The organism is Hymenobacter lapidiphilus (genome assembly GCF_013377885.1).
Taxonomy (GTDB): Bacteria; Bacteroidota; Bacteroidia; order Cytophagales; family Hymenobacteraceae; genus Hymenobacter; species Hymenobacter lapidiphilus.
Map to the genome: position 1 here is coordinate 115,638 of NZ_JABKAU010000002.1, position 12,129 is coordinate 127,766.

Sequence of the window (12,129 nt, forward strand, 5' to 3'; positions counted from 1 at the left end):
GATTAGCGCGGACTCTTTCGGATTTCACGGATTTTGTAGTCGATTAAGAAAGGCCACCTCAGGTTGAGGTGGCCTTTCCATTTTCAGCAAAAGAGCAGTTGTGGACTATCAGTGATGCGCCCCGACTACAAAATCCATGAAATCCGAAAAAATCCGTGCTAATCCGTGATCTGGATGCGGCCGTTTTTGAATACCGGCACCAGATCGTACTCATCCTGGCGGATGCAGAAGGCCATGTCCTGGTGGGCTTCGAGGTGGTTGAGGCGACGGACATGGGCCGAGCGGAGCAGGTAGCCGCCCAGGTCAGGCTCGGCGGCAGCCCACAGGTCGAGGGCGGCTAGGGTAGCATCGGAGGCGGTGGTATCGAAATCGGCTTGCAGGCGGGCAGCCAGGGCCCCGCCAAACAGCGTGTCTTCGAGGCAGAAATGGCCCTTCCAGCCGGCGCACACCACTACCACATCCTTGTTCAGGAGGCGCAGATGGTTGGCTACGGCCCCCAGGTTGAGGAAGGCCCCGACTACGATTTCATCGGCGGCAGCCGAGAGGTGCAGGGCGTGGGTGCCGTTGGTGGTGGTGAGGGCCACGGTACGGCCTTGCACGGCCACTTGGCCATCGAGGTAGCCGAAGGGCGAGTTGCCCAAGTCCACGCCTTCGGCCTGGCGGCCGTCGCGCTCGGCAGCCGTCAGGTAGCCCTGGGCGGCCATTGCCCGGCACTCGTCCAACTCGCTAAAAGGCACAAGGTGCGCTACGCCCGCGGCCAGCGCCGTTACAATGCTGGAGGTGGCCCGCAACACATCAACCACCACCGCCACCTTGCCTTTCAGGTTATAGAGCGGCAGTAGTTCAGGGGAGAAACAGATGTCGAGAGTAGGCATTGAACGTGTGAAAAGGGAACGTCATGCTGAGCGAAGTCGAAGCATCTCTACCGCAATAGCATATGATTACTGTTGCGGTAGAGATGCTTCGACTTCGCTCAGCATGACGTTCTACTCCGAATGAATTCTTAAACTTCCTCCGTGCCGGGTACGAAGGGCAGCTTGATCACCGTGGCGGGCAGGTTCTTGCCGCGTACCTGCACGAAAATAGAGGTGCCGGGGGCCGCCAAAGCGGTTTGCACGTAACCCAGACCCACGCCCTTGCTCAGGCTCGGCGACTGGGTACCGCTGGTTACCTCGCCAATGGTTTCGCCGGCTTCGTTTACCAGCGGGTAGTGGCTGCGCGGGATGCCGGGGCCGTCCATCAGGAAGCCGACCAGCTTGCGCTCCATGCCGGCAGCCTTCTCGGCCTTCAGGTTTTCGGAGTTAGTGAACTCCTTGGTGAACTTGGTAATCCAACCCAGACCGGCTTCCAGGGGCGAGGTTTCGTCGGTGATGTCGTTGCCGTAGAGGCAGTAGCCCATTTCGAGGCGCAGCGTGTCGCGGGCACCCAGGCCGATGGGCTTGAGCCCGTGAGGCTGGCCGGCTTCCATCACGGCATCCCAAACCTGCTTGGCGTGCTCGTTGGGCACGTACAGCTCGAAGCCGCCCGCGCCGGTGTAGCCGGTGGCCGAGATGATGACGTTGGGCGCGCCGGCAAACGTGCCCTGCACGAAAGAGTAGTACGGAATGGCGCTCAGGTCGGTATCGGTGAGGCCCTGCAGGGCGGCAATGGCCTTGGGGCCCTGCACCGCAAACAAGCTCATCTCCTCCGACACGTTCTGCATATCGGCACCCTCGGTGTTGAACTGCTGAATCCAGTTCCAGTCCTTCTCGATGTTGGAGGCGTTTACGACGAGCAGGTAGTCCTCTTCGGCCAGCATATACACCAGCAGGTCGTCTACCACGCCGCCGGTCTGGTTGGGCAGGCAGCTGTACTGGGCCTTGCCGGGCACAAGCTTGCTGGCGTCGTTGCTGGTTACGCGCTGAATGAGGGCCAGGGCCTGGGGGCCGCGCACCCGGAACTCGCCCATATGCGACACGTCGAACATGCCCACGGCCCGGCGCACAGTGTGGTGCTCGTCGAGGTCGGAGGAATAGCGCACGGGCATGTTGTAGCCGGCGAAGGGCACCATTTTGGCCCCGAGCTGCTGGTGAACGTCGTTGAGCGGAACGGTTTTGAGCGTGTCGGACATGAAAGTGAGGTGGGATGGTGAAACGAACCGGCCGGAAGGGGCAGAATGGGGTCATCCGGCGGTGGTGCGAAAGTAGCCAATTATGGCCGGCTGGTCCGCCGCGGGTTGGCTATCTTTGGCTCAGCGCCGCTCCGGCTGTTGTTCTGCCACACCGGTATTCGACCGGTTTGCCTCTACTTTTTCTCTATGACCGACGACCTGAAACAAGAATTCGATGCGGCCCGCATCAAGCACCTGCTCTTCAAGTCGAAGCTGCGCTCCTTTCTTTATGGCAGCGACACGGCCCAGGGACCCATCCGCGACCCGGAGCAATGTGCCATGGGTCAATGGATAACCCAGCGCGCCCTGCCTGCGTACGGCCATCTGCCCGAAACCCACGAGCTCGACCGTCTGCACCGGCTCATCCATCTGGAAGGAAGCCGCCTGATGGACCTGCGCCTGGCCGGCCAGTCCGACGCGGCCACGACCGGACTAGGCCATATCAACAAGCTCGCCGATGATATTGTGGCGTTGCTGCACATCATAGAAACCCGGGCGCGGGCGGCATAAGCCGCCGGCCACCTGTCTTCGCTCTCTCCCCCACCCCATGAACCTTAAGCTCCGGCTCTCCACCAAGCTCTTTGCAGGGTTTCTGACTATTTCGGCGCTTTTCGCGGCCGTGGTATTTCTCAATTACCAACTCTCGCGGGCCGTGCTGCGCAATTCGCAGCGGGTGGCCAATTCGCAGCGAATCACCAATGAGGCTACCTCACTGCTGCGCAACATCATCGACATGGAGGCTGGCTTTCGGGGCTACCTGCTGCTCAACAACGAAGTGCTGCTGACGCCTTACTACGAGGGCGAAAGAAAGCTGCTGGGCCGTTTTGGCAGCCTGCGCGACGAAATGCCGGTGGCCGGGCAGCAGTTCCGGCGGCTGCAGCAGGTGCAGCGGCTGTTCGAGCAGTGGAATTCCTATTCACACCTGCTCATTGGTGAGAAGCGCGAAGCTCTGCGCAGTGACCCTACCCAGATTGGCATCAGCGGCCTTGAGCACGCCAATCTGGCTTCCGACCTTACAGGCAAAGTGCTCATGGATCAGGTTCGGGTGGTGTTTGCTGAGTTCGACCAGTCGGAGGCCTTATCGCGCCGCCAGCAGCGCCTGCGCCTGCAGGCCAGCATCCGCGAAACCCGCATCCTGTCGGTGGGTGTTACGCTCTTTACTATTGCCTTGGGGCTGCTGTATGCGGCGTATCTGGTGCGGCAGCTTTCGCGGCGCATCGGCGGCATGGTAGGCCAGGCCCAACGCATTGCCGGCGGCGACTATGCCACCCATATTCCGGACACCGAGCAGGACGAGCTGACCAAGCTGGCCACGTCGCTCAACACCATGACCGACACCATCAATACCACCATCCGGCAGCTGGAGCGCCGCAACCAGGAACTCGACCAGTTTGCCTACGTGGTATCGCACGATTTGAAAGCGCCGTTGCGGGGCATCGAAACGGCTTCGCGCTGGATTGAAGAGGACCTGGGCCAGGATGTACCAGACCACATTCGCGAGTTTCTGGTGCTGATGCGCACACGGGTGCGGCGCATGGAACACCTGATTACCGGCATTCTTGACCTGGCCCGGGTAGGGCGCACGCCCCAGGCCGATGAGGCCGTGTTTGTGCGCCAGCTGCTGCGCGAAATCATTGATTCACTGGAGCTACCGGCCGGGTTCGAGGTGGAACTGCCCTTTTATCTGCCCACGCTGCACACCAACCAGATCCAGCTAGAGCAGGTATTCACCAACCTCATCAGCAACGCCGCCAAGTACCACCACGACCCGGCCCATGGCCACGTGGCCATCGGTTGCGTCGAAATGCCCGATTTTTACACCTTCTCGGTAACCGACAACGGGCCAGGCATTGCCCCCGAGTACCACGAGCGAATCTTTATCATCTTCCAGACCCTGACCGAGCGAGACACGCTGGAAAGCACCGGCGTAGGTCTGGCCATCGTCAAGAAAATTGTGGAGCGGCGAGGCGGCACCATCCGCGTGGAGTCGGCCGAAGGGGCCGGAGCCAGCTTCATTTTCACCTGGCCCAAGCGGGTGCTTACCCGCCCAATGCCCCCTTCGGAGCCAGTTGTCCGTATAGCCAAGTAATTCACTGCCTTTATCTGCTCTGCCTGCCCATGCCCCTCTCCTCCCAGCAACCTGCCATTCTGCTTGTCGAAGACGACCAGCTCGATATCATGAACGTACAGCGCGAGTTGCGCAAAAACAACGTGAACGTGCCGCTGCATGTGGCCCGCAACGGCCGCGAGGCCCTGGATTTGCTGCGCGGTGAAGGCGGCCAGACCCGTATTCCGCTCCCCCACGTGGTTATGCTCGATCTGAACATGCCCCGCATGAACGGGCTGGAGCTGCTCGAAATTCTGCGCGCCGACCCCGAATTCCAGCACCTAAACGTATTCATCACCACCACCTCCGATCTGGAAACCGACCGTCTTAAAGCCCAGCAGCTGGCTGTAAGCGGCTACATCATCAAGCCCCTGAGCTTCGATACGTTCGGCGAAGGCGGTACCACAGTCGATGGATTCAGCCTGTTTCTGGATCTGCTGAAGCTTAAGAGCTAACAGCCAAAGTCATCAAAAAGCGGCAAAGCGGCCATCAGATACGTCTGGTAGCCGCTTTGCCGCTTTTTAGTGGATACCACTTATACTAGCCGTTGCTTTACAGGAGCCGGAACCCCATGCGGTGGTGTTCGGTGGGGCCGTGTGCCCGAATGGCAGCACGGTGCGCGGCCGTAGGATAGCCGGCGTTCTGCTCCCAGCCATAGGCCGGATAGGCAGCCGCCAGCTCCCGCATCCGGTCGTCGCGGAAGGTTTTAGCCAGCACCGAGGCCGCCGCAATTTGGCGGTAGAGGCCGTCGCCGCCCACTATGCAGGTGTGGGGCAGCGTAGGGTGCGGCCGGAATCGGTTGCCATCGACGAGCAGGTGGGTAGGCGTGGGCCGCAGCTGGTTGGTGGCCCGGTGCATGGCCAGGTAGCTGGCCTGCGCAATATTGAGCGCAGTTATTTCGGCCACCGAGGCTTCGGCCACGGCCCAGGCTACAGCTTCGCGGCAGATTTCGGAGCGTACCAGCTCGCGGCGCCGGGCCGTCAGCTGCTTGGAGTCGTTGAGGTATTCTGACCTAAAATCGGGTGGCAGCAGCACGGCGGCCGCAAAAACGGGCCCGGCCAGGCAGCCGCGCCCGGCTTCATCAAGTCCCGCTTCGAGCGGCTCGCCGGTATAGGAAACCAATAGCATTTGCGGAGCAGGGCGCTTCATGAGCAGGGCGTAAAACTATTCCAGCTGTTAGGCTGCCAAAGAAAGGCCTCACTCAGCTGAAACAGCCACAAAGATGGTTGTTTCAGCCGGGTGAGGCCTTTGCCGGTTATGCTAGCCGGATATTCTGGACTTGGGTCGTTGTTAGTGCGTGCCGGCGTTCGAACCTTCGCGACCGGGATTCTGCTCGCCACGGCGGGTGCCCTGGCTGTCGCGGGGGCCGTTGTCGATGTTAGACTCCTCGTCTTCGGTCATGTACACGTTGGTCGTGGGGCCGAGGCCGTCGTTCTTCTCCGCCAGTGCCGACTCAGCTTCGGCATGCTTGAGGTTGAAGAGCGGGTCGCCTTCCTTCAACGACTTATCAGTTGGCTTGTTTTCGGGCTGCTTGTTGGGTTGGTTGGCCATTATGGGAATGGTGCCGGGCGGAATGTGAACGGCCGGCAGTAGTAGCCTACGCACCACTTTGGCGGGAGGTTGGCCCCGGTTGCGCGCCGAAGTCCCAATCGACCCACCTTGGACCAGAAAAAAGAGCAATAAAAAAGCCGCTACCCTAGGTAGCGGCCTTTTCGGTCATACTGGCTGGCAGCGGTTCATTCATCCACCCTACTAATTGCTGCCATGATGCCAATACTACGCGGTAAGAGCCTTCCTTTCCATAAACCTTACCAGCGCTGAATAATTAGTAGGTCAAAAGTATACGAACGGCGTGGGCCGAATGGATTTTTTGGCCCAACGGAAAGTTTCACCCGCTCAATGGATCTTTTTACCCGGTGGGCTGTAGGTGCGGTACGCACCTTTTTCTGCCGTCGTATCTTTACCCCCTTTCTGCTCCCTCACTTTTCCTCTATGGCCAACCCTGCCGCTGATTTCGACGAGACGCACAACCCCTGGCAGACGCAGGCCTCCGAAGTAAAGTACCAGAACCCCTGGATCCGGGTGCGTGAGGATCAGGTGATTACACCTGGCGGCACGGCCGGCATCTACGGCGTCGTGACGATGAAGAACAAGGCCCTGGGTATTGTGCCGGTCGATGCCGAGGGCAACACCTGGTTGGTAGGCCAGTACCGCTACCCCTTAAGCGAGTACAGCTGGGAAATTCCGATGGGTGGCGGGCCGGTGGAACTCGACATACTCGAATCGGCCCGGCGCGAGCTACGCGAGGAAACCGGCCTGCTCGCCCACCGCTGGACCAACATCATGCGCCTGCACACCTCCAACTCGGTAACCGATGAGGAAGGCTTTGTTTTTCTGGCCCAAGAGCTGGAGCAGGGCGACACCGAGCCCGAAGAAACCGAGGACCTGCGCCTCTGGAAACTCCCGCTGGCCGAAGCCGTGCAGCTGGTTATGGACGGCCGCATAACCGACGCCGTAAGCGTGGCCGGCCTGCTGAAAGCCGGCCGCCTGCTAGGCATGTAGGCGTGGCCATTCCGGCAGCGCCTACACGTCATTCCTAGCGACGTGAAGAATGACGGGCATTCTTTACCCAGCTATCCACCTTACTTTCGCGGCTATGATGCACCTGCTTCGTTACATCGGCCAGCGCCTGTACACCAGCTGGGCGACCTTCTGGTTTGCGGTTCCGTTTTTGGTTACCTACCCGGTGCAGTGGGGCCTGAGCCACTGGCCGGCGGGCTGGCCTTACCTGCGGGCGCTCAACAAAGCTTGGTCGCGGTTCTTCATTATGATGTGGGGCGTACCGGTGGAGACCATACGGGCCACCGAAACAGTGCCGCCGGGCCAGCCCTGCCTGTATTTGGCCAACCACAGTTCCCTCATTGATATTCCGCTGCTGTTTCGGACCCTGTCGGACGGCCCGAACGTGCTGGGCAAAAGCTCGCTGGCTAAAATCCCGCTTTGGGGGCCAATTTTCGGACGCGCCTACATTACCGTCGACCGCAACAGTGCCGTGAGCCGGGGCCGGGCCATCGTGCGGGCCCGCCAGGAGCTGGCAGCCGGCCGCTCGGTTATCATCTTCCCCGAAGGCCAGATTTCGAGCCAGCCCGGCCAGCAGCTGGAGCCTTTCAAGGAGGGTGCTTTTCAGCTGGCCATTGCCACGGGCGTGCCCATCGTGCCCATCACCATGCCGCTCAACCACCACTTTCTGCCCGATGTAGGCGGGCTGCGGGTGCGCTGGGCCCGGCTGGCCATCGTGATGCATGCGCCCATCAGCACGGCTGGTCTTACCGCCGCTGATGTGCCCGCCCTGCAGCAGCGCGTATTCGAGGTTATCACCAGCGGCCTACGGCCCGAAGCCGGCGGCATTCCCGGCCCAGGTAGCTGGCGCCCCCAAGCGGCCCGGGCCGAAGCGGCTCCTGCTGCTACTACTACCCGGCCCGAACCGGTTGGCTGAGCAGGGCACAACCGGCCGAAGGGCCGTATCTTGCGGCTATCAACTGCTTTTTTCACCTCTGAACTCCCCGCTCCCATGAGCACCGACCTGGCTACTCTGCGCGGCCTGGCCCACTTGGCCCGCCTCGAATTCGACTCCACCAACGAGCAGCAGGTGCTCGGCGACCTGAACAAGATCCTGGACTGGGTGGACCAGCTCCGCCAACTCGACACCACCGATGTGGAGCCACTGGTACACCTGAGCCAGGAAATAAACGTGCTGCGCCCTGACGAGGCACAAAACACCGTCGGCCACGCCGCCGGCCTAAGCAACGCCCCGCGCAAAGACTCCGACTACTTCCGGGTGCCAAAGGTGCTGGAGTAGGTTATGCACGCGATAAAGTTGTCATGCTGAGCGAAGCCGAAGCATCTCTACCGCAATAGTAATCCTGACGTTGGGTTAGCATTGCGGTAGAGATGCTTCGGCTTCGCTCAGCATGACTCGTTCTGGTAAACCCCTTATTCCCGCCCCGCTTGACTTCGCCCGTTCCTTCCCCGAGCACCCGCCGCTGGCCCTGGCCGTTACTGCTGCTGGCTTTGTGCGCCGCGTTGGCCGTTGGGCTGGCCAGCTGGCACTACTTCACGGCCGAGAATACCGTGCAGCCCCTGCAGCCCGTAACCCAGCTGACGCCGGTACCCACCACCGTGGCCGAGGTGGCCGTGGGGCTGGCCCGGCTGCCGGTGCAGGCCAACGGCTACCTCGTTACCCAGACCTACGACGTGGCCGGTCCGTTTCTGCGGCCCGGGGCGGCGCTGGGGCTGGTGGCGTTGCTGGGCGTGGCGCTGGCCTATTTTCTGGCGGCCGTCAGCCCCCTGAGCCGGCTCTACTTTGTGGCGGCAATGGCTCTGGTCATCTTCCTGCTCATGTCGCTGAACGCCGACCTACTGGATGTGTTTGAAACCGGCCGGCAGTATGTGCTGGTCCTGAGCCTGGTGCTGCTGGTGGGGCCGGCGTACTACTTCCATGCCTTCCGGCCCGAAACCCCTTTTAATACGCGCCTGGGCACGTTTGCTGCCTTAGTGGCGGGCCTGGGGCTATTGGTGTTTCTGCAAAACCCCAACCCCGCCGACTACACCGCGCTGCATCTGAGCGCCTATTTCACCCAGGCCGGAGCGGTGGCCTTTGCGCTGCTGGTGCTCTGGGTGGCCTTCGAGAATGTGCATGGCTTACTGTGGGTGAACACACAGGCCGCGACGCCTGCCGGCCGCTACGGGCTGTGGGCGTTCCTGCTGGCGGGTGGCTTGTACTTAACTATCCTGCTGCTTTATTACCTCAACCAGAACCAGTTGCTGGTGCTACCCGGCATCCAACTCGACCCCTATCTGCTGCTGCTGCCAGCCGTGGCCGTGGCCTGGCTGGGCCAAAGCCGCCGGGCCGCCACGCTGCCGGCCGGGGTGCCGCCGGGCGCTGCAGCCACCCTGCTGCTGGTGCTGGTGCTGCTGGCTGCCGGCACGCTCGGCTACGCCCTGGCCACCGCCAACGACCCGCTGCTGCAGGCCGGCCGCGACTTTACGGCCCTGGCCCTGCTGGGCGTGGGCGGGGCTTTCTTGCTCTATGTGCTATTGAATTTCGGGCCGCTACTGCGCCAGAAGAAGGCGGTTTACCGCGTGGTGTTTCAGCCCCAGCGGTTTCCGTTTTATGCCATGTACGCGCTGGGCATAGTGGCCGTGGTGGGCGTGAGCATGCGCAACAACTTTTTCGTGCTCGACCAGGTGCAGGCCGGCACCTACAATAACCTGGGTGATTTGGCCCGGCTGGAAAGCGAGCTGACACCCGATGATATGTCGCGGGCGCTGCTGGCGGAGCGCTACTACGCCGAAAGCGACGTGCTCGACCAGCACAACCACAAGGCCAGCCTGGGCCGGGCGGCGCTCTACCGCTTCCGCCTACAGCGCCAGAACGAAATCAACATCCTGCGCCGGGCGTTGGAGCGGCGGCCTTCGCCCCGCATCTCGTTGCGCCTGGCTGCCCTCTACAACGAACAGCAGGACTTTTTCGACCGGCTGGCCGTGCTGCAGGAAGGGCTACAAGCCAACCCCACCAACGCGGCCCTCAACGCCGACCTGGCTCAACTGTACTCCCGCTCCGCCCTATCCGACTCGGTAGCGCACTACCGCGCCCGCGCTGCTGCCGCCACCGGCTCCGATGACGCCATGCTGGCCGCCAACGAGCTGGCCTACCGCATCCGGCAGCAGGATTGGGCCGGTGCCGCCGCGCTGGTACAGGAAACCCGCTCCTCTGACCCTGACAATGCCGCCCTGCAGGCTAATGCCCTGCTGCTGGCCCGGCTCACCGGTAAGCCTGCCGCGGCCCCCACGCCCCTGCCCGACACTACCCGAACGCTCAACGAAGTCCGCTTCGCCCGGCTTTACCACGATGCCCTGGGCCGCGCTACCCGCCACGACACCACCTTGCTGGCGCTGCTGCCCGCCCTGGCCGCCAACCCCGCCAACGCCCCGTTTCTTGACCAGCTAACACTGCTCCGGGCCTTTACGCACCACTACGGCGGGCAGCCAGTGGCTGCCCAGCAGGCCCTGCTGCCACTGGCCAGCGGCTCAGGAGCCGGCTCGGCTTACTATCAGCAGTTGCAGGGGCTGTGGCTGCTCGACCAGGGCCTGCCCGCCCCGGCCGCCAGCCGTCTTCAGGAAGCCCGCGAAAACAGTCCCACCCTGCCGACGCTGCCCCTGGCCTACGCCCTGGCCCTGAGCGGTCAGCCCGATTCGGCCCGGCAGATAGGAGCCCGTACGCCGGCTGGCGCGCCTACCCGGCTGTTACGAGCGGCGTTGCAGCCCGAATTGCGCGAAACCTACAGTCTGGCGTCCGATTCAGTGAAAACCCAATACCTGGTGCTGCGCGGCGACGAACTGTCGGCATCAGCCCTATTGCCGGCGGCAACTTCCGTAACGGCGGGCCCGCTGCAGGCCACCGCGCTGCTAGCCCAGTTGCCTCGTGCACTGGAAGCCGGCCAGCTCGATGCCGTGCGCAACACGCTGGCGCAGGGCGCGCCGCCCATTGGGGCCGCGGGTGCTTCGCCCTGGAACGTGTTGCGGGGTGAGCTGTACGTGCGCGGGCAGCAGTGGCCCCAACTGCGCGAGCTAGTACAGAAAGGCACATTTACCGGGTTCGATACGTATCAGCGGCTGTATTTTCGGGCGGCGCTGGCCGAGGCCGACAAGCAGCCCGCCGAAGCCGGCCGCCTCTACGCCCAACTGGTGCAGCAGGCCCCTTTTGCCGAAAACGGGCTGGTCGCTGCCGCTGCTTTCCATGCCCGCCGCAACGAGTTTCCAGCGGCCTACGACGTACTGCTGCGTGGGGTGGAGTACAACCCCGAATCGGTGGCGCTGCTGAAAGCCTACGTGCTGGCGGCCGTGCCGGTGGGCCTGATGGAGTACGCCCAGGGCCCCCTCTACCGGCTCGGCACGTTGCTTTCGGCGGCGGATTATGGTACCTTTCGCAAGGAGTACGACGCGGCCCTGGCGGCCCGTAAGGCCTCCTGGAATTAACCCTTAGCGCCCCTTTCTATGCAGCCTCCTATTATCCAGACCGATGATATTTCCAAGGTGTACCGCATGGGAGCCGAGGAGATTCACGCGCTGCAATCGGTATCCATTACCATTCAGCGGGGCGAGTACGTAGCCTTCATGGGTCCGTCGGGCTCGGGCAAGTCTACGCTCATGAACATCATTGGCTGCCTCGATACGCCTTCGGGCGGCAGCTACGTGCTAAATGGGCACGATGTGAGCAACATGAGCGACAACCAACTGGCCGACGTGCGCAACCGCGAAATCGGTTTCGTGTTCCAGAGCTTCAACCTGCTGCCCCGCGCTACTTCCCTCGATAACGTGGCCCTGCCCCTCATTTATGCCGGCTATGGCAAAAGCGAGCGGCACGAAATGGCGCGCGAGGCCCTGCGCAGCGTGGGCCTGGCCGACCGCGCCATGCACAAGCCCAACGAGCTGTCGGGCGGCCAGCGCCAGCGCGTGGCTATTGCCCGCGCCCTGGTCAACAACCCCAGCATCATCCTGGCCGACGAACCCACCGGTGCCCTCGACACCCGCACCAGCCACGAAATCATGGAGCTGTTCGAGGCGCTCTACTCCCGTGGCAACACCATCATCATGGTAACCCACGAAGAGGACATTGCCATGCACGCCCACCGCATTGTGCGCCTGCGCGACGGCCTCGTGGAAACCGACGAGGTAAACGAAAACGTGGTAAGCGGCCAACTGGCGAAGGGGTAAGGGAGGTTTTTGTTGGTAAAATAGAACGTCATTCAGAGCGAAGCGAAGAATCTTGCGTGCTGATGTTGTTAATAGCCATCCGACGTCAGCACGCAAG

At 62.3% G+C, this 12,129-nt stretch carries 12 protein-coding genes; 8 read left to right on the plus strand and 4 right to left on the minus strand.

Features of this window, described 5'->3' with window-relative positions:
- Window positions 1–158 precede the first annotated feature (158 nt).
- A complete protein-coding gene (locus HW554_RS01645) occupies window positions 159–875 on the minus strand; it encodes a 2-phosphosulfolactate phosphatase (RefSeq protein ID WP_176906607.1) in 717 nt (238 codons plus the stop codon).
- Window positions 876–1,003: 128 nt separating this feature from the next.
- Complete coding sequence (gene gcvT, locus HW554_RS01650) at window positions 1,004–2,110, minus strand: glycine cleavage system aminomethyltransferase GcvT (RefSeq protein ID WP_176906608.1); 1,107 nt, start codon at window positions 2,108–2,110, stop codon at window positions 1,004–1,006.
- Between the two features lie 186 nt (window positions 2,111–2,296).
- On the opposite strand from gcvT, the gene HW554_RS01655 reads away from it, so the two are divergent.
- The 3 genes from HW554_RS01655 to HW554_RS01665 are packed head-to-tail and all read left to right on the plus strand — an operon-like array spanning window position 2,297 to window position 4,711.
- Window positions 2,297–2,659, plus strand: a complete 363-nt coding sequence (locus tag HW554_RS01655) for a CZB domain-containing protein (RefSeq protein WP_176906609.1) — start codon at window positions 2,297–2,299, stop codon at window positions 2,657–2,659.
- A 37-nt stretch (window positions 2,660–2,696) separates the two neighbouring features.
- A complete protein-coding gene (locus HW554_RS01660) occupies window positions 2,697–4,238 on the plus strand; it encodes a sensor histidine kinase (RefSeq protein ID WP_176906610.1) in 1,542 nt (513 codons plus the stop codon).
- 29 nt (window positions 4,239–4,267) lie between these two features.
- Complete coding sequence (locus HW554_RS01665) at window positions 4,268–4,711, plus strand: response regulator (protein WP_176906611.1); 444 nt, start codon at window positions 4,268–4,270, stop codon at window positions 4,709–4,711.
- A 97-nt stretch (window positions 4,712–4,808) separates the two neighbouring features.
- Here HW554_RS01665 and HW554_RS01670 read toward each other — a convergent pair whose 3' ends face one another.
- Window positions 4,809–5,384: a ribonuclease HII gene (locus tag HW554_RS01670; RefSeq protein ID WP_176906702.1), complete on the minus strand. Its 576-nt coding sequence runs from the start codon at window positions 5,382–5,384 to the stop codon at window positions 4,809–4,811.
- A gap of 162 nt (window positions 5,385–5,546) precedes the next feature.
- Window positions 5,547–5,861 carry a hypothetical protein gene (locus tag HW554_RS01675; RefSeq protein WP_176906612.1) on the minus strand — a complete coding sequence of 105 codons (315 nt, stop codon included), beginning with the start codon at window positions 5,859–5,861 and terminating at the stop codon, window positions 5,547–5,549.
- 387 nt (window positions 5,862–6,248) lie between these two features.
- Here HW554_RS01675 and HW554_RS01680 point away from each other — a divergent pair, with 387 nt between their 5' ends.
- From HW554_RS01680 to HW554_RS01700, 5 genes are all read left to right on the plus strand, one after another.
- On the plus strand, window positions 6,249–6,818 hold the full coding sequence (locus HW554_RS01680; RefSeq protein ID WP_176906613.1) for an NUDIX domain-containing protein: 570 nt from the start codon (window positions 6,249–6,251) through the stop codon (window positions 6,816–6,818).
- Between the two features lie 94 nt (window positions 6,819–6,912).
- On the plus strand, window positions 6,913–7,752 hold the full coding sequence (locus tag HW554_RS01685; protein ID WP_176906614.1) for a lysophospholipid acyltransferase family protein: 840 nt from the start codon (window positions 6,913–6,915) through the stop codon (window positions 7,750–7,752).
- Window positions 7,753–7,827: 75 nt separating this feature from the next.
- A complete protein-coding gene (gene gatC / locus HW554_RS01690) occupies window positions 7,828–8,115 on the plus strand; it encodes an Asp-tRNA(Asn)/Glu-tRNA(Gln) amidotransferase subunit GatC (protein WP_176906615.1) in 288 nt (95 codons plus the stop codon).
- A 149-nt stretch (window positions 8,116–8,264) separates the two neighbouring features.
- Window positions 8,265–11,294 carry a tetratricopeptide repeat protein gene (locus HW554_RS01695; RefSeq protein ID WP_176906616.1) on the plus strand — a complete coding sequence of 1,010 codons (3,030 nt, stop codon included), beginning with the start codon at window positions 8,265–8,267 and terminating at the stop codon, window positions 11,292–11,294.
- Between the two features lie 18 nt (window positions 11,295–11,312).
- The gene (locus tag HW554_RS01700) at window positions 11,313–12,032 is read left to right on the plus strand and encodes an ABC transporter ATP-binding protein (RefSeq protein ID WP_218134550.1); all 720 of its coding nucleotides are present in this window, start codon (window positions 11,313–11,315) and stop codon (window positions 12,030–12,032) included.
- Window positions 12,033–12,129 lie beyond the last annotated feature (97 nt).